This window comes from Variovorax paradoxus B4 (genome assembly GCF_000463015.1).
Classification (GTDB): Bacteria; Pseudomonadota; Gammaproteobacteria; order Burkholderiales; family Burkholderiaceae_C; genus Variovorax; species Variovorax paradoxus_E.
The window spans coordinates 3235014-3255421 of the sequence record NC_022247.1; the positions used below are offsets into that span (position 1 = coordinate 3235014).

17 protein-coding genes are annotated in these 20408 nt (G+C 68.4%); 12 read left to right on the plus strand and 5 right to left on the minus strand.

The window, feature by feature from the left end:
- Nucleotides 1-22: 22 nt before the first annotated feature.
- From VAPA_RS15110 to VAPA_RS15130, 5 genes are all read left to right on the plus strand, one after another.
- Nucleotides 23-745, plus strand: a complete 723-nt coding sequence (locus VAPA_RS15110) for a CerR family C-terminal domain-containing protein (protein ID WP_021007638.1) — start codon at nucleotides 23-25, stop codon at nucleotides 743-745.
- Nucleotides 742-2238 carry an efflux transporter outer membrane subunit gene (locus tag VAPA_RS15115; RefSeq protein ID WP_021007639.1) on the plus strand — a complete coding sequence of 499 codons (1497 nt, stop codon included), beginning with the start codon at nucleotides 742-744 and terminating at the stop codon, nucleotides 2236-2238. The genes VAPA_RS15110 and VAPA_RS15115 overlap by 4 nt, the downstream gene beginning before the upstream one ends.
- Nucleotides 2235-3458: an efflux RND transporter periplasmic adaptor subunit gene (locus tag VAPA_RS15120; protein ID WP_021007640.1), complete on the plus strand. Its 1224-nt coding sequence runs from the start codon at nucleotides 2235-2237 to the stop codon at nucleotides 3456-3458. Before VAPA_RS15115 ends, VAPA_RS15120 begins: the two co-directional genes overlap by 4 nt.
- The gene (locus VAPA_RS15125) at nucleotides 3455-6574 is read left to right on the plus strand and encodes an efflux RND transporter permease subunit (protein ID WP_021007641.1); all 3120 of its coding nucleotides are present in this window, start codon (nucleotides 3455-3457) and stop codon (nucleotides 6572-6574) included. The genes VAPA_RS15120 and VAPA_RS15125 overlap by 4 nt, the downstream gene beginning before the upstream one ends.
- Nucleotides 6575-6759: 185 nt before the next feature.
- On the plus strand, nucleotides 6760-7686 hold the full coding sequence (locus VAPA_RS15130; RefSeq protein ID WP_021007642.1) for a peptidoglycan-binding domain-containing protein: 927 nt from the start codon (nucleotides 6760-6762) through the stop codon (nucleotides 7684-7686).
- Between the two features lie 78 nt (nucleotides 7687-7764).
- Here the strand turns inward: VAPA_RS15130 and VAPA_RS15135 are convergent, their stop codons facing one another.
- The 3 genes from VAPA_RS15135 to VAPA_RS15145 all read right to left on the minus strand — a co-directional run bounded on the left by VAPA_RS15135 (nucleotide 7765) and on the right by VAPA_RS15145 (nucleotide 10950).
- Nucleotides 7765-9279: a tripartite tricarboxylate transporter permease gene (locus VAPA_RS15135; RefSeq protein WP_021007643.1), complete on the minus strand. Its 1515-nt coding sequence runs from the start codon at nucleotides 9277-9279 to the stop codon at nucleotides 7765-7767.
- Nucleotide 9280: 1 nt separating this feature from the next.
- Nucleotides 9281-9817 carry a tripartite tricarboxylate transporter TctB family protein gene (locus tag VAPA_RS15140; protein ID WP_021007644.1) on the minus strand — a complete coding sequence of 179 codons (537 nt, stop codon included), beginning with the start codon at nucleotides 9815-9817 and terminating at the stop codon, nucleotides 9281-9283.
- 173 nt (nucleotides 9818-9990) lie between these two features.
- Nucleotides 9991-10950, minus strand: coding sequence for a Bug family tripartite tricarboxylate transporter substrate binding protein (locus VAPA_RS15145; RefSeq protein WP_021007645.1), 960 nt, complete (start codon nucleotides 10948-10950; stop codon nucleotides 9991-9993).
- Nucleotides 10951-11077: 127 nt separating this feature from the next.
- On the opposite strand from VAPA_RS15145, the gene VAPA_RS15150 reads away from it, so the two are divergent.
- From VAPA_RS15150 to VAPA_RS15165, 4 genes are read left to right on the plus strand one after another with little or no spacing between them, the layout of a single operon-like run.
- The gene (locus tag VAPA_RS15150; protein ID WP_021007646.1) at nucleotides 11078-11758 is read left to right on the plus strand and encodes a response regulator transcription factor; all 681 of its coding nucleotides are present in this window, start codon (nucleotides 11078-11080) and stop codon (nucleotides 11756-11758) included.
- Entirely contained in the window at nucleotides 11755-13176 is a 1422-nt protein-coding gene (locus VAPA_RS15155; protein ID WP_021007647.1) for a sensor histidine kinase, read from the plus strand. The genes VAPA_RS15150 and VAPA_RS15155 overlap by 4 nt, the downstream gene beginning before the upstream one ends.
- Nucleotides 13177-13180: 4 nt before the next feature.
- Nucleotides 13181-13615 carry an RNA-binding S4 domain-containing protein gene (locus VAPA_RS15160; protein ID WP_021007648.1) on the plus strand — a complete coding sequence of 145 codons (435 nt, stop codon included), beginning with the start codon at nucleotides 13181-13183 and terminating at the stop codon, nucleotides 13613-13615.
- A 49-nt stretch (nucleotides 13616-13664) separates the two neighbouring features.
- Nucleotides 13665-14471, plus strand: a complete 807-nt coding sequence (locus VAPA_RS15165) for a PPK2 family polyphosphate kinase (RefSeq protein WP_021007649.1) — start codon at nucleotides 13665-13667, stop codon at nucleotides 14469-14471.
- Nucleotides 14472-14484: 13 nt separating this feature from the next.
- On the opposite strand, the gene VAPA_RS15170 is transcribed toward VAPA_RS15165, so the two are convergent.
- On the minus strand, nucleotides 14485-15153 hold the full coding sequence (locus VAPA_RS15170) for a hypothetical protein (RefSeq protein ID WP_021007650.1): 669 nt from the start codon (nucleotides 15151-15153) through the stop codon (nucleotides 14485-14487).
- Between the two features lie 140 nt (nucleotides 15154-15293).
- On the opposite strand from VAPA_RS15170, the gene VAPA_RS15175 reads away from it, so the two are divergent.
- Nucleotides 15294-17102, plus strand: coding sequence for an ABC transporter ATP-binding protein (locus tag VAPA_RS15175; protein ID WP_021007651.1), 1809 nt, complete (start codon nucleotides 15294-15296; stop codon nucleotides 17100-17102).
- 42 nt (nucleotides 17103-17144) lie between these two features.
- Here VAPA_RS15175 and VAPA_RS15180 read toward each other — a convergent pair whose 3' ends face one another.
- Nucleotides 17145-18257, minus strand: coding sequence for a substrate-binding domain-containing protein (locus VAPA_RS15180; protein ID WP_021007652.1), 1113 nt, complete (start codon nucleotides 18255-18257; stop codon nucleotides 17145-17147).
- Between the two features lie 123 nt (nucleotides 18258-18380).
- Between VAPA_RS15180 and VAPA_RS15185 the strand changes: the two genes are divergently transcribed.
- Both VAPA_RS15185 and VAPA_RS15190 read left to right on the plus strand, forming a co-directional pair.
- Nucleotides 18381-18845 carry a formate dehydrogenase subunit gamma gene (locus tag VAPA_RS15185; protein WP_021007653.1) on the plus strand — a complete coding sequence of 155 codons (465 nt, stop codon included), beginning with the start codon at nucleotides 18381-18383 and terminating at the stop codon, nucleotides 18843-18845.
- Nucleotides 18842-20398, plus strand: coding sequence for a formate dehydrogenase beta subunit (locus tag VAPA_RS15190; RefSeq protein ID WP_021007654.1), 1557 nt, complete (start codon nucleotides 18842-18844; stop codon nucleotides 20396-20398). Before VAPA_RS15185 ends, VAPA_RS15190 begins: the two co-directional genes overlap by 4 nt.
- Nucleotides 20399-20408: the final 10 nt, after the last annotated feature.

Here is a 20408-nt window from a genome sequence, read left to right on the forward strand (position 1 = left end):
CCTGCATGGTCTAATCGCGGGCATGAGCGCCTCCGCCCTCCAAGCACTTTCCGCCCGCGCGCCACGCAGCGACGGCGTCGAAGCACGACAGCGCCTTCTGTATGCCGCCCTCGCGCTGTTTGCCGCCAACGGCTACGCCAAGACCTCGACCCGCGAGATCGCGCGCGCGGCGGGCGTGAACATCTCGGCCATCAGCTACTACTTCGGCGACAAGGCCGGCTTGTATGCCGCCACCTTCGGCGAACCGATGGGCGGCAACGCGGGCGATTTCATCTCGCTCTATGACGCGCCCGGCCTGCCGATGGAAGAAGCGCTGCAAGTTTTCTTCACTCGCATGATCGAGCCCCTGAAGCAGGGAGAGATCGTGCGGCAGTGCATCCAGTTGCACCTGCGCGAAATGCTCGAACCGACCAGCCAGTGGGCCGAGGAGATGGAGCGCGACATCAAGGGCCCGCACAACGCCATCGCGGGCGTGCTGTGCCGCCGCCTGGGCCTTGCGCGGCCCGACGACGACGTGCACCGGCTTAGCTTTGCCATCACCGGCCTCGCGATGCAGCTTTTCGTGAGCCAGGATCTGGTTGAGGCCATACGCCCTTCCTTGCTGAATACGCCGCGCAGCGTGGACACCTGGGCGCAGCGCCTCACGGGCTATGCCATTGCGCTGGTCGAGGCCGAAGCCCTGCGCCGCCAGGCCGCTGCCAAGCCCGCAGCCGCACCTGCCCGTTCCGGGAGAAAGAAGACATGAGACGACTCCGATCGATTGCCGCCCTCTGCCTGCCGCTGGGCCTGGGTCTCGGGCTTGCCGGCTGCGGCCTGACGCGTCCGCCGGCCACAGTCGAGGCCCCCTTCCCCGCGCAATGGCACGCGCCCCTGCCCCACGGCGGCTCGCTGGCGTCGCTGGCCGACTGGTGGCGCCAGCTCGACGACCCGCTGCTGGTCGAACTGATTGCCGCAGCCGAAGCCGCAAGCCCCAATCTCGCGAGCGCCGCGGCGCGCGTGGCCGAGGCGCGCTCCACGCGCGTGCAGGCCGGCGCGGCGCTGCTGCCCAACCTGGACGGCACGGCGTCGGCCAGCCGCGGCGTCTCGGGCTCCTCCTTCGGCTCGGGCGGCACGGCTTCCTCATCCAGCAGCAGCACTGCCGCCATCGCGCCGCTGACCACGCTGCAGGCCGGCCTGCAGTCCAAGTGGGAGATCGACCTCTTCGGCCGCCTGCGCGCCGACCGCGATTCGGCCGAGCAGAAGTTCAACAGCGCCACCGCCAAGTGGCACGACGCGCGCGTGGCCGTAGCGGCTGAAACCGCCAACGCGTACTTCGCCGAACGCGCCTGCCAGCAGCAACTGCGCGTGGCCGAGTCCGACGCTAAATCGCGCAGCGAAACCGCGCGCCTGACCGACCTGTCGGCACGCGCCGGCTTCACCGCGCCGGCCGATGCTGCGCTCGCACGCGCCAGCGCCTCCGACGCGTCGGGCCGACTCACCCAGCAGCGGGCCCAGTGCGCGGTGCAGCGCAAGGCACTGGTCGCGCTCAGCGGCATCGACGAGACCACGCTCGAACAGAAGCTCGCCGCCTCGCCCGCGCAGCGCACGCTGCCGGCGGTCGGCAGCATCGCCAGCGTGCCGGCGCAGGCCATCTCGCAGCGGCCCGACGTGTACGCAGCCGAGCTCGGCGTGGCGTCGGCCAGCGCCGACGTGGGCTCCGCCGAAGCCGAGCGCTACCCCAAGCTCAGCATCTCCGGCTCCATCGGCCGCATGCAGATCCGCACCAGCGGCTTCCGCGAGTCGCTCGACACCTGGACGATCGGACCGGTGTCTCTCACGGTGCCACTGCTCGACGGCGGTGCCCGCGCGGCCAACAGCGACGCGGCCAAGGCGCGCTACACCGAGGCCGTGTCGCTCTACCGTGCGAACGTGCGGCAGGCGGTGCGCGAGGTGGAGGAAGCGCTGGTCAACCTCGACGCCACCGACGCGCGCGCCGCCGACGCCGACTCTGCGGTGAAGAACTACCAGGCCTCATTCGACGCCACCCAGGCGCGCTACCAGAGCGGCCTGGCCAGCCTGTTCGAGCTCGAGGATTCGCGCCGCACGCTCTTTGCCGCGCAGACCTCCCGCGTCTCGCTGCAACGCGAACGCACCGAAGCCTGGGTTGCGCTCTACCGCTCGATGGGCGGCGGCTGGGCCCGCCCCGAATCGCCCTCAATGACTTCCAACCCGGCCGCCAAGGTCGCGACGTCGCCATGAAAAGAATCAAACGCTCTACCCTTGCCATCGCACTGCTGGCGCTGGTCGTCATCGCCGCCGCAGCCGTGTGGCTGACCCGCAAGCCCGCGAACGAACCCGGCACGCCGGCCGCCGCCGCCAAGGGCAAGGCGGGTGCACCGGCCGCTCGCCCGACACTGACGGTCACCGTCGCCAAGGCCGAGCCCACCGAGCTCGCGCTCACGCTCGCGGCCAACGGCAACGTGGCGGCCTGGCAGGAGGCCAGCGTGGGCTCCGAATCCAGCGGCCTCAAGCTCGCCGAAGTGCGCGTGAACGTGGGCGACGAGGTGAAGAAGGGCCAGCTGCTCGCCGTGTTCTCGCCCGAGACGGTGCGCGCGGACATCGCGCAATCGCGCGCCTCGCTCGCCGAGGCGAGGGCCACTGCGGCCGACGCCGCGGGCAACGCGGCACGCGCCCGCACGCTGCAGGCCACCGGCGCATTGAGCCAGCAGCAGATCAACCAGTACCAGACGGCCGAGCAGACCGCCAAGGCGCGCGTCGAAGCTGCCGAGGCCGTGCTGGCAGCGCAGGAAGTGCGCGGCCGCAACACGCAGGTGCTGGCGCCCGACGACGGGGTGATCTCTTCGCGCACCGCCACCGTCGGCAGCGTGGTGGCCGCCGGCACCGAGCTGTTCCGGCTGATCCGCCAGGGCCGGCTCGAATGGCGCGCCGAAGTCACCTCGGCCGAGCTCAGCCGCATTGCGGTGGGCACCACGGCCTTCGTGGTGAGCGCGAGCGGCGCCCAGGTGCGCGGCAAGGTGCGCAGCATCGCACCCACGGTCGATCCGCAAACCCGTGCGGCGCTGGTCTATGTCGACCTGCCCAACGTGCAGCAGAACACCGGCATCAAGGCCGGCATGTTCGCGCGCGGCGATTTCGAACTCGGACGCAGCTCGGCACCCACCGTGCCGCAGAGCTCCATCGTTCCGCGCGACGGCTTCAACAACGTCTTCATGCTGCTGCCCGACAACCGCGTGGCACAGCTCAAGGTACAGACCGGCCGCCGCGTCGGCGAGCGGGTGGAGATCACCAATGCGCTGCCCGAGGGCGCGCAGATCGTGGTGCAAGGCGCCGGCTTCCTGAACGACGGCGACCTGGTTCGCGTCGTGGCCGCGGCTGCGCCCGCGGGCGCCGGGGCCCAGCCCGCCGCAGCGCCCGCCGCAGGCGGCCAGGGCACCGGCGAAACGAGGGCACGCCCATGAACGTTTCCGCCTGGTCCATCCGCAACCCGATTCCGGCGGTGATGCTGTTCGTGCTGCTCAGCTTCGGCGGGCTGCTGTCGTTCAACGCCATGAAGGTGCAGAACTTTCCGGACATCGACCTGCCGACCGTGACGGTCTCGGCATCGCTGCCCGGCGCCGCGCCTTCGCAGCTCGAGACCGACGTCGCGCGCAAGCTCGAGAACTCCATTGCCACGGTGCAGGGCCTCAAGCACATCACCACCAAGGTGCAGGACGGCGCGGCCACGCTGATCGTCGAGTTCCGCCTCGAGAAGCCGGTGCAGGAAGCCGTGGACGACGTGCGCTCCGCAGTGCAGCGCGTGCGCGCCGACCTGCCGGCCGACGTGCGCGACCCGGTGGTCACCAAGCTCGACTTCGCGGCCCAGCCGGTGCTGGCCTTCACAATCGCCTCGTCGCGCATGGATGGCGAGGCGCTGAGCTGGTTCGTGGACAACGACATCACCAAGAAGCTGCTTGCGCTGCCCGGCGTGGGCGCGGTGAACCGCGTGGGCGGCGTCACGCGCCAGGTGCACGTCGATCTCGATCCGGCCAAGCTGCAGGCGCTGGGCGCCTCGGCGGCCGACATCTCGCGCCAGCTGCGCCAGGTGCAGACCGAAAGCGCAGGTGGCCGCATCGACCTGGGCGGCAGCGAGCAGCCGGTGCGCACCATGGCCACCGTGCAGTCGGCCGACCAGCTGGCGGACATGCAGATCGCCCTTTCCGACGGCCGCCGCATCCGGCTCGACCAGGTGGCGCGCATCAGCGACACCATCGCCGAGCCACGCGCCGCAGCGCTGCTCAACGGCAAGCCGGTGGTCGGCTTCGAAGTGGCGCGCAGCCGCGGCGCGAGCGAGGTCGAGGTGGGCCGTGCGATCCAGAAGGCGCTGGCCGAGCTGCGCGCGCAGCGTCCCGACATCGAGCTGACCGAGGCCTTCAACTTCGTCGATCCGGTGGAAGAAGAGTACGACGGCTCGCTGCACCTGCTGTACGAGGGCGCGATCCTGGCCGTGATCGTGGTGTGGCTGTTCCTGCGCGACTGGCGCGCCACCTTCGTCTCGGCCGTGGCGCTGCCCATGTCGGTGATCCCGGCCTTCATCGGCATGCACCTGCTGGGCTTTTCGGTCAACGTGATCTCGCTGCTGGCGCTCTCGCTGGTGGTGGGCATATTGGTGGACGACGCCATCGTGGAGGTGGAGAACATCGTGCGCCACCTGCGCATGGGCAAGTCGCCCTACGAGGCGGCCATGGAGGCGGCCGACGAGATCGGGCTGGCGGTGATCGCCACCACCTTCACACTGATCGCGGTGTTCCTGCCCACCGCCTTCATGAGTGGTGTAGCCGGCAAGTTCTTCAAGCAGTTCGGCTGGACGGCCTCGCTGGCGGTGTTCGCGTCGCTGGTGGTGGCGCGGGTGCTCACGCCGATGATGGCGGCCTACATCCTGAAGCCGGTGGTCGGTGCCGAAAAGGAGCCGCGCTGGCTCACGGCCTACATGCGCGCCGTGGAGTGGAGCACGCACCATCGCTTCAAGACGATGGTGCTCGCCACCCTCTTCTTCTTCGGCTCGCTGGCGATGATCCCGCTGCTGAAGACCGGTTTCATTCCGCCGGATGACAACTCGCAAACGCAGATCTATCTCTCGCTCGCACCCGGCTCCACGCTCGCACAGACCACCGCGGCCGCGGAGGAAACCCGCCACCGCGTGATGCAGATCAAGCATGTGAGAAGCGTCTACACCACGGTGGCCGGCGGCAGCGCGGGCGGCGACCCGTTCGCTAACTTCGGCACGCCCGAGACGCGCAAGGCCACGCTCACCATCAAGCTCGACGAGCGCGGCGACCGTCCGCGCAAGCAGGTGATCGAGAACCAGATCCGCGCCGCGCTCGAAACGCTGCCCGGCGTGCGCAGCACCGTGGGCCTGGGCGGCTCGGGTGAAAAGTACATCCTCGCGCTCACGGGTGAAGACCCCGCCGCGCTGGCCAGCGCGGCCAGCGCGGTCGAGAAAGACCTGCGCACGGTGCCCGGCCTCGGCAACATCACTTCCACCGCGAGCCTGATCCGACCCGAGATCGCCGTGCGCCCCGACTTCGCGCGCGCCGCCGACCTGGGCGTGACCAGCTCGGCCATCGCCGAAACGCTGCGCGTGGCCACGCTGGGCGACTACGACCAGGCGCTGGCCAAGCTCAACCTGGCGCAGCGGCAGGTGCCCATCGTGGTGAAGCTCGAGGATTCGGCACGGCAGAACCTCGAGCTGCTCGGCCGCCTCTCGGTGCCCGGCGCGCGCGGCCCGGTCATGCTGAGCCAGGTGGCCTCGCTGACGATGGAAGGCGGCCCGGCCGTCATCGACCGCTACGACCGCTCGCGCAACGTCAACTTCGAGATCGAGCTCTCCGGCGTGGGCCTGGGCGATGCCAAGGCCGCAGTCACGGCGCTGCCATCGATCCAGAAGCTGCCGCCCGGCGTGCGCGTGACCGAGGTGGGCGATGCGGAAGTGATGACCGAGCTGTTCGCGAGCTTCGGCCTCGCGATGCTCACGGGCGTGCTGTGCATCTACATCGTGCTGGTGCTGCTGTTCAAGGACTTCCTGCATCCGGTGACGATCCTCTGCGCACTGCCGCTGGCGCTCGGCGGCGCCTTCGTCGGCCTCTTGATCGGGCAGAAGGCGCTGTCGATGCCGTCGCTGATCGGCCTGATCATGCTGATGGGCATCGCCACCAAGAACTCGATCCTGCTGGTGGAATACGCCATCGTGGCGCGCCGCGACCACGGCATGAGCCGCTGGGACGCCCTGCGCGACGCCTGCCACAAGCGGGCGCGGCCCATCATCATGACCACGCTCGCGATGGGCGCCGGCATGCTGCCGATTGCCGTGGGCTTCGGCACCGCCGATTCGAGCTTCCGCTCGCCGATGGCAATGGCGGTGATCGGCGGGCTGATCACGTCCACCGTGCTGAGCCTGCTGGTGGTGCCGGCGGTGTTCACGTACGTGGACGACATCGAGCACTGGATACGGCGCACCGTGCGCAAGCTGCGCGGGCAGCCGGCCGATCCGCACATCGACGACGACCTGGTCGAGACACCGCCCCGCCCCGCGGCCTGAGCGGCTGCGATTCCCTCCTCCACTCCCTCCTCCTCGCCATGGGCGGGAGGAGGGATCGAGCGGCAAAGGGGCTGCCCGTTCGGCCAGAGGAATAGGCTGCATGGCGGATTCCGCCGAAGGGCGCCGCTTCGAATAATCCGGTGCCTGTACACACACAAGGCACCGGCATTGCGCGGCGAGACCCCATGATTCGACCCACCCTGCGATTCGGCTCACAAGGCGCCGACGTCTCGCTTCTGCAATCGGCCCTGAACCAGTGGGTGGCCTCCAGGCTTCCGCAGCTGGTGGCCGACGGGCAGTTCGGATCCAAGACCACTTCCAAGGTCAAGGAATACCAGGGTTTCTGCAAGCTGGTGCCCGATGCCATCGTCGGGCCGAAGACCTGGGGCATGCTCGAAACGCTGATCGCCCAGGTCATCGGCATGGTCACGCCGCCGCCCGGCGGCAAACCGGCATCGGCGCTGGGCGACAGCGCGGTTGCAGCAGCGGAGGCGGCGCTACTCCGATGGGGATGGACGACCTCGTCCCAGCCCAGCCCGAACATCGAGCGCATTGCCGCGGCGCTGTGCGCAAATCCGGCGAGCCCGCAGCGTCCGCGCCAGGGCGGCATGGGCCTGCAGAAAATCTTCCAGGATGCGAACGCCGCCGGCGCCTACATCGGCCGCTGCCCCACCATCAGCGCGACGGCCGTGTCGAAATGGCAGGAAATGGACGCCGGCAATTGGCGCAACGCCAACGACCTGTGCGCATGGTGCGGCATCTTCTGCATCTACGTGTACCGCACGGCCGGCGTCCATGTGCCGGGCGGCTGGGCCCAGCACAGCAAGAACGTGTTCGACAGCACGGTGTTCCGGCGGATCACCGACTATTCGGCCGTGTTTCCGGGCTGCATCGGGGTGGTGAGCGGCATCGCCCCGGGTGGACGCAACCACCACTTCATCGTCACTTCGAACGGCAACGACCGGATGGAGAGCATCGACGGCAACGCCTTCGGCCCCGACCGCAACGACAAGAGCAAGGGCAACAAGAGCGTGATCGCGCGCAACGAGTACAGCTACGCCTCGCTCAGGCAGGAGACGGCGTACTTCCTCGCGCCCGTGTCGGCGGCTTGAAAAGAAGAAAAATGCCGCGGGGCCAGCAAGACACCGCGGCATTCCGGGAAGAAGGAAGAAGACGATTCGCGCAAGGGCTCAGGCCGCCAGCCTCGCCAGCTTGCGTTCGCTCATGCGCTTGGCAACGCGCGGCAGCACCAGCACAGCCACGATGACGACCACCAGCGTGATGGACATCGGCCGCTGGAAGAACACCACCGCACTGCCCTCGCCGATGGACATGGCGTTGCGCAGCTGCGCTTCGGCCAGCGGCCCGAGGATCATGCCCACCACCACGGGTGCGGTCGGGAAGTCGAAGCGCCGCATCGCCACGCCGAGCAGGCCGATGCCGTAGAGCAGGAACAGGTCGAATGCGCTCTGGCGCATGCCGTAGGCCCCCACCGTCGCAAAGATCAGGATGCCTGCATAGAGCTGCGGCTTGGGAATCTTCAGCAGCTTGACCCACAGGCCCACCATCGGCAGGTTCAGCACCAGCAGCATCACGTTGCCGATGTAGAGCGAGGCAATCAGCGCCCACACCAGCGCAGCCGATGTGGTGAACAGCTGCGGCCCCGGCTGGATGCCGTAGTTCTGGAACGCGCCCAGCAGGATGGCGGTGGTGTTCGACGTGGGAATGCCGAGCGTGAGCAGCGGAATCAGCGCCGCCGTCACCGTGGCGTTGTTGGCGGCTTCGGGGCCGGCCACGCCTTCGATGGCGCCGGTGGTACCGAACTCGGCCTTGTCTTGCGGGTCCTTGGCCAGCTTCTTTTCCATCGCATAGCTCAGGAAAGTCGGAATCTCGGTGCCGCCCGCGGGAATGCAGCCGAACGGCGTACCGATGGCGGTGCCGCGCAACCACGCCGGAATGGAACGCTTCCAGTCGCGCTTGCTCATGTGCACTCGGCTCAGCTTGTTCTGGGCCTCCACCACCTTGCCCTCGTAGAGCACGGCGTACAGGACTTCGGCCACGGCAAACAGCCCCACCGCCACCAGCACGATCTCGATGCCGTCGAGCAGTTCGGGCACACCGCCGGTGTAGCGGCCCTGGCCGGAGATCTGGTCCAGCCCGACGCAGCCGGCCGCCAGGCCGATGAACAGTGCCGTCATGCCGCGCAGCGTGCTCTTGCCGAGCACCGCGCTCACCGTGGTGAAGGCCAGCAGCATCAGCAGGAAATACTCGGGCGGCCCGAGCTTCACCGCGAACTCGGCCACGAAGGGTGCGAACAGCGTGACGATGACGGTGGCGATGGTGCCGGCCACGAAGGACCCGATGGCGGCAGTGGCGAGCGCAGCGCCCGCCCTGCCGCTCTTGGCCATCTTGTTGCCTTCCATTGCCGTGACCATGCTGGCCGTTTCACCCGGCGTGTTGAGCAGGATCGACGTGGTCGAGCCGCCGTACATGGCGCCATAGTAGATGCCCGAGAAGAAGATCATCGAGGCCGTGATGTCGACCTTGCCGGTAATGGGCAGCAGCATGGCCACCGCCACGGCCGGGCCGATGCCCGGCAGCACGCCGACGGCTGTACCCAGGGCGCAGCCCACCAGGCACCAGAGCAGGTTGACGGGGGTGATCGCCGCGGCGAAACCCGTCATGAGTGCGTTGAAGATGTCCATGTCAGAGCCATCCCGACGTTGTGAGGCCCGGCAGGTTGATGGCCAGGAACTTGGTGAACATCCAGAACACAGGGGCGGCGATGAGCGCACCGGTCAGGAAGTCGATGGCCCACGTGCGCGGCAGGTTGGCCGAGGGCTGGCCGCTCGCGCGGCGCAAGCCCTGCACCGCCAGCACGTAGCACAGCGTGCAGCTCAGGACGAAGCCAAGCTGGACGATGAGCGCCGCGTTGAGCAGCAGGCCCGCCGATACCCAGACGAAGCCCGGCCAGTAGGCATGCTCGGCGCCCGAAGGTGCATCGAGCTCGCGAAAGCCGCCGGTGCGTGCTTCCCAGAGGATCCAGCCGCCGCACAGCGTGAGCACGCCCGACACCAGCCAGGGCAGGAAGTTGGGTCCGACGCCGCCGTAGCCGGCTTCGGAAGAAATGCCGATGGCGCCGAAAGCCAGCGCCAGGCCGGTCAGCAGCACGCCGGCGCCGACCAGGGTTTGCGGCCACACGGCCGCAGGTTGCGGCGAGACCGAGGATTCTGGAATTGTCATTTTTTGTTCCCGCAGTCAGGGAAAGAAAGGCCCGCGTTCAAAGCCCTCATTCTTCGAAAAAGCCCCGTCCCCTTCCAGGAACACCGAGGAACCGGCTCCGCCGGGCCTCTGGTGTTGCCCCCGGTAGGGGGCGTAACGACACGAAGTGCGCGAAGACTGGGGGCGAGCCAAATTCAGATCATCCCGGACTTGGCCATGATGGCGCGCAGGCTCGCGAAGTCGTCGTCGACGAACCTGGCAAAGGCCTCGCCCGAAAGCACGGCCGGCGTCCAGTCGTTCTTCTTGAGCGATTCGGCCCACGACGGACTCTTGAGGGCGGCCAGCACCATGTCGGTCAGCGCCTTGCGCTGCTCGGCGCTGATGCCTGGGGCGCCATACACGCCGCGCCAGTTGCCGATCTCCACGTCGATGCCCTGCTCCTTGAGCGTGGGCACGTTGATGCCGGGCAGGCGCTGGGCCGACGTGACCGCAATGGCCTTCATCTTGCCGGCGGCGATGTACTCGGCAAATTCGCTGTAGCCGCTGCCGCCGATGGTGACGTTGCCGCCCAGGATGGCGGCCGTGGCCTCGCCGCCTCCGCGGAAGGCCACGTAGTTGATCTTCGACGGATCGGCGCCGACCTTCTGCGCGATCATGGCCGCGGCAATGTGCTCGGTGGAGCCGCGCGAACCGCCGCCCCACTTGACGCTGCCCGGGTCCTTCTTGAGCTGCTCGACCACGTCCTTCATGGTCTTGAACGGCGAATTGGCCGGCAGCACGAACACGTTGTATTCGGTGGTCATGCGCGCAATCGGCGTGGCCTGCGAGAGATTGACCGGCGGCTTGCCGGTGATGATGCCGCCGAGCATGACGGAGCCCATCACCATGAGCGCGTTCGGATCGCCCTTGGAGCCGTTCACGAACTGGGCCAGGCCCAGTGCGCCAGCGGCGCCGCCCTTGTTGTCGTAGGTGACCGTGTCGGCCAGCTTGGCTTCGGTCAGGGCCTTGCCCAGCGCGCGGCCCGTGGTATCCCAGCCGCCGCCCGGGTTGGCTGGAACCATCATCTTGACGTTGGCTGCGGCGCGCGCCGACAACGGCAGGGCTCCGGCGGCGGCCAGCGCGGCCAATGACTTCAAAAAGGTGTCGCGACGCATCGTTGTCTCCTGAGAACTAAAGAAAACCTGACTTGGACCTGAGCCGCTATCATGCGCCGCCCCGCTGTCAGTTGGCTGTCCACCGGACTGGGGAAAACACCGAAGTACCATTCCCCACCACACCCCCATGAAGCTGCTGCTGGTCGAAGACGATCCCTCGATGCAGGTCACCCTGCAGCGCGCCCTCGCCCGCAGCAAGATCGACGTGCGCGTCTGCGGCGACGGCGCCCTGGCCGTCGAGCAATGGCGCGCCCTGGAGCCCGACGTGGTGGCGCTCGACCTGAGCCTGCCCAACCTCGACGGCCTGCAGGTGCTGGCCCAGGCGCGCGCCGCGGGGCTGCGCACGCCCGTGCTGCTGCTCACTGCCCGCGGCACGGTCGGCGACCGCATCATGGGCCTGAATGCCGGCGCCGACGACTACCTGCCCAAGCCCTTCGATCTCGACGAACTGGAAGCGCGCATCCGGGCGCTGCGCCGGCGCCACCAGAACGCCGGCGCCGACGTGGTCCTGAATCCCCAGGAGGTGGGCGGGCTGCGCTTCGAACCCGAAAGCGGCGCCATCTATCACCGAAGCGGCATCCTGGAACTCACGCCGCGCGAACTGGCGCTGCTCAAGGCGCTGATGATGAAGCCCGGCCATGCGGTGAGCAAGGAGCGGCTCTTCGAACTCGTGTTTCCGGGCGAAACCGATGTGCAGTACGAGGCCATCGAAGTGGTGGTGTATCGCCTGCGCAAGAAGCTCGCGGGCACCGGCGCGGCCTTGATGACCCTGCGCGGGCTGGGCTACCTGTTGCGCGCGGAGCCATGAAGACCGCCTTGTCGCTGCGCGCGAGGCTGCTGTTAGGCATTCTCGCGCCGGTGGCGCTGTTCATCGTGATCAACAGCGTGAGCCTGTACCGGCAAAGCCTGGCCGCGGCCACCACGGCCTACGACCGCACCCTGCTCGCATCGGCCAAGACCATCGGCGAACAGCTCGACGTGGAAGGCTACGACGAGAAGGCGCGGCTGCGCGCCGTCGTGCCCTATTCCGCGCTCGAGGCCTTCGAGGCCGACAACCGCAGCCGCCTCTTCTATCGCGTTTCCGCGCTCGACGGCGAGATGGTCTCGGGCTTTGCCGAACTGCCGTTCTGGCGCGGCCGCATCCCCGACCGCGGGGCCTATTCGGCCCTGGTCGACTTCTACGACGCGCGTTTTCGCAACCAGCCGGTGCGGGTGGCGGTATTGCTGCAGCCCGTGGCCAGCGCCCACGGCCGCGGCATGGCCGTGGTGCAGGTGGCCGAAACCCTCGAGTTGCGCGAAACGCTGGTGCGCAAGCTGCTCGTCGACATGCTGTGGCGCCAGCTGCTGCTGATGGGCGTGATCGCGCTGGTGACCGTGCTGGTGGTGCAGCGCGCCACGCGGCCGGTCAGGGAGCTCGGCGAAGCCATCGAGAAGCGCGCGGCCGACGACTTCTCCCCCATCGACGCGCCCGATGCGCCGCGCGAGTTGCGCCCGCTGGTCGATGCCACCACCGAGGTCATGGGCCGGCTGCAGCGCCTGCTCGACCACCAGAAGCGCTTCGTGCGCGACAGTGCCCATCAGTTGCGCACGCCGCTGGCGGTGCTCAAGGCGCAGGTGCAGTCGGCGCGCCGCGGCGACGTGCCGCCCGAGCAGGCGCTGGGCGAAATCAGCCAGACCGTGGAGCGCGCCACCACGCTCGCCAACCAGATGCTGTCGCTTGCCAAGGTCGAGCAGCTGCGCCAGCAGCCGGAGTCGGTGCCGCTGGAGCTCGGCGAGGTGGTGCGCCAGATTGCGCTGGACCTGTCGCCGCTGATCGCCGACAAGGCGCTCGACTTCGAACTGGCCATCGACCAGCCGGTCGTGGTGCGCGCGCACCAATGGATGCTGCAGGAACTCACGCGCAACCTGCTGCACAACGCCATCAAGCAAAGCCCGCGCGGCGGCGCCCTTTCGGTGATGGTGCGCCGCGACGGCCAGGACGCCGTGCTGACGGTGCGCGACGAGGGGCCGGGCATTCCGGCCGAACTCCGCCAGCGCCTGTTCGCGCCCTTCTCCGCCGGCGACACGGCCAGCGGCTCGGGGCTGGGCCTGGCCATCTGCCGCGAGATCGTGTTTGCCCTCGGCGGACGCATCACCCTGGACAACCGCAGCACGCAGGAAAATTCCGCACAGGCGGTCGGCCTCGATGCTGTCGTGCGGCTGCCTGTCTACCACCACAATTCCTGAACATATGGATCGTCTGCGCATCGACAAATGGCTCTGGGCCGCCCGCTTCTTCAAGACGCACTCCCTGGCTGCGGATGAAATCGGCAAGAACCGGGTGCAGGTCAACGGCGACATCGCCAAGGCCTCGCGCGAGGTCAAGCCCGGGGACACCGTTGCCATCCGCCTCGGCGCCCTGACGCGAACGGTCACGGTGCGCGGCCTGAGCGGCCAGCGCGGGCCCGCACCGGTGGCGCAGCAGCTTTATCAGGAAACGCCGGAAAGCATTGCCGCGCAGGCGGAAATGCGCGAGCAGCGCCGCATGGGCAGCGAGCCGGCCCTGGCCATCGAGCAGGGCCGCCCCACCAAGCGCGACCGGCGCGAACTCGACGGCGCGGCGCGGCATGCCGAATGGGACAGCCGCTGGAGCGCCTCCATCGATCCGGACGAGAGCGAGCGATGATCGAGCGCTGATCGCGTACGCTGCGTGTTTTTGCACGGAGTCCGGGTTCATGGCCAGCTTCAAGAAATACCGCGTCGACAGCAATTTCAGACTCTCGCAGGTGCACCCCGGCGAGTCTCCCTTCCTGGAAGGCGATGAAGCCGCCCAGGTTGCCGAGATCGACGCCCTGGCCATCGAGCTCGACGAAATGCAGGACCTGCTGCATGCCGAGGGCCGCCGCAAGGTCCTGCTGGTGCTGCAGGGCATGGACTCCAGCGGCAAGGACGGCACCATTCGCTGGGTCTTTTCGCGCACCTCGCCGATGGGCGTGCGCGTCACCGCCTTCAAGGCGCCCAGCGACGACGAGCGCGCGCACGACTACCTCTGGCGCTGCCATGCGGTGGTGCCGCGCAGCGGCGAAATCGCGGTGTGGAACCGCAGCCACTACGAAGACGTGCTGGTGCCCGTGGTCGAAGGCTGGATCGACAAGGCCGAGACCCGGCGGCGCTATGCGCAGATCAACGATTTCGAGCGCCTGCTGATCGAAACCGGCACGGTGATCGTCAAGTGCATGCTGCACATCGGCAAGGACGAGCAGCGCGAACGCCTGCAGGCACGCATCGACACGCCCGGCAAGCAATGGAAGTTCGATCTGGGCGATCTCGAGGTGCGTACCAAGTGGAACGCCTACCAGCAGGCCTACGGCAAGGCGCTGCGCGCCACCTCGACGGAGCACGCGCCCTGGTACGTGATACCCGCCGACAACAAGCGGCACCGCAACCTGATGATCGCGCGGCTCCTGATGAAGACCCTGCGGCAGATGAAGCTCAAGGTGCCGCCCGCCGACCCGGCCCTCAAGGGCATGGTCGTCAAATGATGGGCGCGAGGCGTCAGGAGCGGCGAACGGCCGACTGGCCCAGCACCCGGCACTTGCCGAATTCGCAGCGCACGGTCCAGGTCGCGCCGTTCGAGCACGGCACGCTGTACGACTCGTAGCCCGGGCCCTTGGCCGTCAGTTCGGCCCGCGGCTGGATGCTGCACTGCCCGGCTCTGGCAAGGACTTCGGCGTTGTAGGTATCGACCCCGGTCCTGCGCGGCGCCAGGACGACCTCCGGATTGAAGGCATGGCCATAGAACGTGTCGCGCACGTTCGGATCGAGGTTGCGGTAGCCGCGCTTGGCCATGCAGTGCACCAGCGCGATCTGCTGGTGCTCGGCAATCAGGTCCGCGCTGGGCCGGTAGGACATGTCGATCGCCGCCGCCGAAATGCCCGTGTACGAGGCCGCTGCCACAATGCCCTGTCCATGCACCGTGATCAACCCCAGGCCCAATGCGAGCCACATGGCGTCGCCGGTTTCGCTGCGCGCGGTGATCCGCGTTGCCGCGATGCGGCAATCGGCCACGTCGCTGTCGTAGCGAGCCCGGTCCACGCCTTCCATGGCGACCATGGGCACATACGACAGCCCCGTTCCGGTTCCAGGTTGCGTCGGTGCCGGCGGCGTGCTCACGCACCCCGCCAGCGCAACAACGGCGCACACGATGCTCAGCAGCAGCTTCATGGAGATCCCTCGTCCTCTTCGCGATAGTTCGGGCGATTTAACCATACAGATGGTTACTTTTGAGCCTGCTTTGTCTCAAAGTTACGACGAACGAGTTGCTGAGTGCTTTTTGCTGACAGTCGAGACCATCGAACATGCCCATGAACAGCACGACCCCCGGCAACGCCATCCGCGAACTCTATGCCGCGCTCTGGCACTTCGCTGCCGGCGCGCGCGGGCAACTCCTGGGCGCCACCGCGCTGCTCGGCGTTTCGCAGCTGATCCGCCTGACACTGCCCTATCTGGCGGGACAGGCCATCAACGCGCTGCAGCGCAATGAATTCGGCGCCGCCGGCCGCTGGATCGCGACCCTGGCGGGCGTGTACATCGGCGCCTGGGCGCTGCACGGCCCGGGCCGCATCCTCGAACGCAACGTGGGCGTGAAGGTGCGCGAGGCCCTGGCCGACCGGCTCTATGCCCGCATTGCCGCCGCGCCACTGGCCTGGCACGACAGCCACCATTCGGGCGAACTGCAGCATCGCGTGCACCAGGCCAGCCGGGCGCTGGCGGATTTCGCGCAGAACCAGTTCATCTGGCTGACGAACGCCGTCAACTTCGTCGGCCCATTGGTCGCGCTGGCCCTGCTCTCGCGCACCAGCGGCCTGACGGCCCTGGCGGGCTACGTGCTCATTGCCATCGTCATCGTACGCATCGACCGCGCCCTCATGCGCCTGGCGCGCGCGGAGAACGACGCCGACCGCCGCTACGTGGCCGCGCTGCTCGACTTCCTGGGCAATGCGTCGACGGTGATCGGCCTGCGCCTGCAGGGCGCCTCGCGGCTGCTGCTGCGCCGCCGCATGGCGGCCATCTCGCTGCCGCTCAAGCGCACCGTGGTGCTCAACGAGGGCAAGTGGTTTGCCGTCGACCTGATGGGCCTGGCGCTGACCTGGGGCCTGGTGGTGATCTATGTCTGGCAGGCACGCACGCCGGGGCAGGCCGTGATGCTGGGGGCGGTGTTCATGATCTACCAATATGCGCAGCAGGCCGCCGGCGTGGTGACCTCGGTCGCGGCCAACTTCCAGTTCTTCGCGCGCATGCACACCGACTACGGCAGCGCCGAGCCCATCTGGCAGGCCCCCATGAGCCATGCGGAGGAAAGCCCGCCCGAGCAGGTTCCCGCGCACGAGCGCATCGCGCCCGACGCGGCGTGGAAAACGCTGGAGGTCGATGGCCTGCAATGGAACTACGCGGTTCGCGGCAGCGCGGCGGCAGCCGGCGAGCCCGCGCGCGGCGGCCTGAAGGCCGTGGCGCTCACGCTTCGCCGCGGCGAGCGCATTGCGCTGGTGGGTCCCAGCGGCGGCGGCAAGAGCACGCTGCTGCGCGTGCTCGCGGGCCTGTATGCGCCGCACGGCGGCACCCTCGCCATCGACGGCCAGCCGGCCGACTGGACGCAGCTGCGCCGCATCGCCACGCTGATTCCGCAGGAAACCGAAGTCTTCGAAGCCAGCGTGCGCGAGAACCTCTCGTTCGGGCAGCCCTTCGCCGACGAAGCCCTGCACGCGGCGCTGCATGCGAGCGCGTTCGACGAGGTGCTGGTGGCCACCCATGGCAACCTGGACACGCCCGTGTCCGAACGCGGCTTCAACCTGTCGGGCGGTCAGCGCCAGCGCCTGTGCCTGGCGCGCGGCGTGCTCGCGGCCCAGGGCAGTTCGCTGCTGCTGCTCGACGAGCCCACGAGCGCGCTGGACGCAGGCACCGAGGCCCGGGTGCTGGAGCGCATTGCCAGCGCCTTTCCGAACGCTTGCGTGATCGCGTCGATCCATCGCCTGAGCCTGCTCGACCGCTTCGACACCGTGGTGTTGATGGAGGCAGGCCGGGTGCTCGACGCAGGGCCGCGCGATGCGGTGCTGAAACGCCAGCCCCTGCTGCAGCGGCTGGCGGCGCCGGGCGAGGAGCGCGCCGCGGCCTGAAGGCCTGCTACCGTGCGGTTGGAGGGAGCGCCGGCCTTCCTCTCATGACCGGGTGGCCGCGCGGCGCTTCCTGGCGGGTGCGGGGCGAAGCGATTCGAACGCCTCCGACAGCGACAGCACGCGGCCGCAGTTCACCGCCTGGTAGCCCGGCAGACGGTTCACCGCGCTCTGGTAGGCCTCGCTACGCAGGATGTCCAGCATCCGCTGCACGATGGGTGCGGCGAGCGAGCGCTCGTCGCACAGCAGGAAGTAGCGCTCCACTTGGTTGGAGATGAAGTCCAGCTTGAACTGGCGCGCCGGCGTTTCCACGCCATAGCCCGCGTCGGCCATGCCGCTGGCCACGAAGGCCGCGACCGCCGCATGCGTGAACTCGCACTGCTCGTAGCCCTTGATGGCTTCGGGCGCGATGCCCTGCTCGCGCAACTGGAGGTCGAACAAATAGCGCGTGCCAGAGCCCGCCTGCCGGTTGATGAATCGGACATCGGGACGCGCCAGGTCGGCCAGCGTGTAGATCTTCTTCGGGTTGCCGGGCGCCACCATCAGGCCCTGGTGCCGCGTCGCCATGCCGATGACTTTCTGCGTGCCGGCGTTGAGCCACGAACCATAGTGCGCGACGGCTTCGGCCTCGAACGCGCCCAGCGGCACATGGAAGCCCGCCACGTCGCAACTGCCGTGGTGCAGCGAGGCCACGGCTTCCTCGCTGCCGCAGTAGCGCAGATCGCCCGGCACCTGCGCCGCGGCCAGGAAGCCGTGCAACGCCTCGATGGCGAAGCCGTGGCTGGCGTGGATGCGCAGCAGCGTGGGCGCGGTGGGAATCAGCTTCTCGATTTCCGCGCCCAGTTCGGAGGCCAGCGAATCCAGCAGCGGCGACAGGCGCGCGGTGATGCGGCGGTCGGCCCACACCAGCTTTTCACCGAGCGGCGTGAGGCTGGAGCCCTTGCCGCGCTGCATGGCCACCAGCGGCTGGCCGAACATGGCTTCGCCCTGGCGGATCAGCTCCCATGCATGGCGGTAGGACACGCCGGACACGGTACAGGCGCTGGACAGGCTGCCGTGCTCCAGCACCTGCACCAGCAGTTCGATCACCCGCGGCGCCAGGGCCGCGCCGTCGGGCTGGCGGATGGTCCATTGCGGCCTGATGTGCACTTCATGCATGAGTTTCGGCTTTCCAAAGCATATTTATTGAGCTGAACGCTTCATATTGTGGCACTCGATACCTCTACCTACACTCGCGCAACCACGAATATCGCAACTCCGTATTTAGGAGATTCAAAGCATATGAAAAACCTGGGCATCGCGACATCCATCGCCGCCGCGCACAAGGACATGCCGGGCGGGCTGCTTCCTGCCTTGCACGGCATCCAGGACGCGCTGGGGCACGTCCCGCCCGACGCGGTCCCCGTCATCGCAGAGCAGTTCAACCTGTCGCGCGCCGAGGTGCATGGCGTGGTCAGCTACTACCACCACTTCCGCTCGGCCCCGGCAGGCCGGCTGCTGGTGCAGGTCTGCCGCGCCGAAGCCTGCAAGGCGATGGGTGCGGACGCGCTGCTCGCGCATGCCGAGCAACGCCTGGGCTGCGGCGTGCACGGCACTTCGGCGGACGGCCGGTACTCGCTGGAACCGGTGTTCTGCCTCGGGCTGTGCGCCTCGTCGCCCGCCATCGCGGTGAACGATGAGGTGCATGCACGCATCACCCCGGCTCTGTTCGACGACATCGTCGAGGAAGCGCGGCAAGACTCATGACCACCACCATCTATGTCCCGCGCGACTCCGCGGCGCTGGCTGTCGGCGCCGACCGGGTGGCCAGGCAGATCGAAGCGGAAGCCCGTGCGCGCAACGCCGATGTGCGCATCGTGCGCAACGGCTCGCGCGGCCTGTTCTGGCTGGAGACGCTGGTCGAAGTGACCACGCCGCAAGGCCGCGTGGCCTACGGCCCCGTCACGCGCGCCGACGTCGCCGGCCTGTTCGACGCCGGCTTTCTTTCCGGCGGCGCCCATGCGCTGAACCTGGGCCTGACCGAAGAGATTCCATACCTGAAGAAGCAGGAGCGCCTGACCTTCGCCCGCATGGGCGTGACCGATCCGGTGTCCGTGGCCGACTACGAGGCGCACGAGGGCTTCGCCGGACTGCGCCGCGCGCTGGCGCTCGCACCGGCCGAGATCGTGCAGCAGGTGCTGGATTCCGGACTGCGCGGCCGCGGCGGCGCCGCATTCCCGGCCGGGATCAAGTGGAAGACGGTGCTGGCCGCGCAGGCGCCGCAAAAATACATCGTCTGCAATGCGGACGAAGGCGATTCGGGCACCTTCTCGGACCGCATGACGATGGAAGGCGATCCGCTGATGCTGGTGGAAGGCATGGCCATCGCGGGCATTGCAACGGGCGCGACCGAAGGCTACATCTACGTTCGCTCGGAATACCCGCATGCCATTGCCACGCTCGATGAGGCCATCCGCCATGCCGAGCAGGCGGGCTTCCTGGGCGACGACATCCTGGGCTCGGGCCGCGGCTTCCGCCTGATCGTGCGCAAGGCCGCCGGAGCCTACGTGTGCGGCGAGGAAACCGCGCTGCTCGAAAGCCTGGAAGGCCGCCGCGGCATCGTGCGCGCCAAGCCGCCGCTGCCGGCGCTGCAGGGGCTGTTCGGCCAGCCCACCGTGATCAACAACGTGATCACGCTGGCGTCGGTCCCCCTCATCCTGGCGCGCGGCACGGACTTCTACAGGAACTACGGCATGGGCCGCTCGCGCGGCACGCTGCCGTTCCAGCTGGCCGGCAACATCAGGCATGGCGGCCTGGTCGAGAAGGCCTTCGGCCTGAGCCTGCGCGAACTGCTCTACGACTTCGGCGGCGGCAGCGCGAGCGGCCGGCCGATCAAGGCGGTGCAGGTGGGCGGCCCGCTGGGCGCCTACGTGCCCGAATCGCAGTGGGACCTGCCGCTCGACTACGAGGCCTATGCGGCCGTGGGCGCGGTGGTCGGGCACGGCGGCATCGTGGTGCACGACGACACGGCCGACATGTCGCAGCTGGCCCGCTACGCGATGGAGTTCTGCGCACTCGAGTCCTGCGGCAAGTGCACGCCCTGCCGCATCGGCTCCACGCGCGGCGTTGAAGTGATCGACAAGATCACGAGCAACCAGAACCGCCCGCAGCAGGTCATTCTGCTGCGCGACCTGTGCGACACCATGCTGCACGGCTCGCTCTGCGCCATGGGCGGCATGACGCCCTACCCCGTGCTGTCGGCCATCAATCACTACCCCGAGGACTTCGGCGTCGAAGCCCCCGACCGCGCCGCAGCCTAAGTTGACCAGG

Bases quoted from the DNA above. Each gene is read 5' to 3' on its own strand.
- VAPA_RS15145 (WP_021007645.1), bottom strand. From the start codon at position 10,950: ATGCGTCGCGACACCTTTTTGAAGTCATTGGCCGCGCTGGCCGCCGCC.
- VAPA_RS15160 (WP_021007648.1), top strand. From the start codon at position 13,181: ATGGATCGTCTGCGCATCGACAAATGGCTCTGGGCCGCCCGCTTCTTC.
- VAPA_RS15125 (WP_021007641.1), top strand. From the start codon at position 3,455: ATGAACGTTTCCGCCTGGTCCATCCGCAACCCGATTCCGGCGGTGATG.
- VAPA_RS15165 (WP_021007649.1), top strand. From the start codon at position 13,665: ATGGCCAGCTTCAAGAAATACCGCGTCGACAGCAATTTCAGACTCTCG.
- VAPA_RS15180 (WP_021007652.1), bottom strand. From the start codon at position 18,257: ATGCATGAAGTGCACATCAGGCCGCAATGGACCATCCGCCAGCCCGAC.
- VAPA_RS15170 (WP_021007650.1), bottom strand. From the start codon at position 15,153: ATGAAGCTGCTGCTGAGCATCGTGTGCGCCGTTGTTGCGCTGGCGGGG.
- VAPA_RS15190 (WP_021007654.1), top strand. From the start codon at position 18,842: ATGACCACCACCATCTATGTCCCGCGCGACTCCGCGGCGCTGGCTGTC.
- VAPA_RS15140 (WP_021007644.1), bottom strand. From the start codon at position 9,817: ATGACAATTCCAGAATCCTCGGTCTCGCCGCAACCTGCGGCCGTGTGG.
- VAPA_RS15150 (WP_021007646.1), top strand. From the start codon at position 11,078: ATGAAGCTGCTGCTGGTCGAAGACGATCCCTCGATGCAGGTCACCCTG.
- VAPA_RS15120 (WP_021007640.1), top strand. From the start codon at position 2,235: ATGAAAAGAATCAAACGCTCTACCCTTGCCATCGCACTGCTGGCGCTG.
- VAPA_RS15115 (WP_021007639.1), top strand. From the start codon at position 742: ATGAGACGACTCCGATCGATTGCCGCCCTCTGCCTGCCGCTGGGCCTG.
- VAPA_RS15175 (WP_021007651.1), top strand. From the start codon at position 15,294: ATGAACAGCACGACCCCCGGCAACGCCATCCGCGAACTCTATGCCGCG.
- VAPA_RS15110 (WP_021007638.1), top strand. From the start codon at position 23: ATGAGCGCCTCCGCCCTCCAAGCACTTTCCGCCCGCGCGCCACGCAGC.
- VAPA_RS15130 (WP_021007642.1), top strand. From the start codon at position 6,760: ATGATTCGACCCACCCTGCGATTCGGCTCACAAGGCGCCGACGTCTCG.
- VAPA_RS15135 (WP_021007643.1), bottom strand. From the start codon at position 9,279: ATGGACATCTTCAACGCACTCATGACGGGTTTCGCCGCGGCGATCACC.
- VAPA_RS15185 (WP_021007653.1), top strand. From the start codon at position 18,381: ATGAAAAACCTGGGCATCGCGACATCCATCGCCGCCGCGCACAAGGAC.
- VAPA_RS15155 (WP_021007647.1), top strand. From the start codon at position 11,755: ATGAAGACCGCCTTGTCGCTGCGCGCGAGGCTGCTGTTAGGCATTCTC.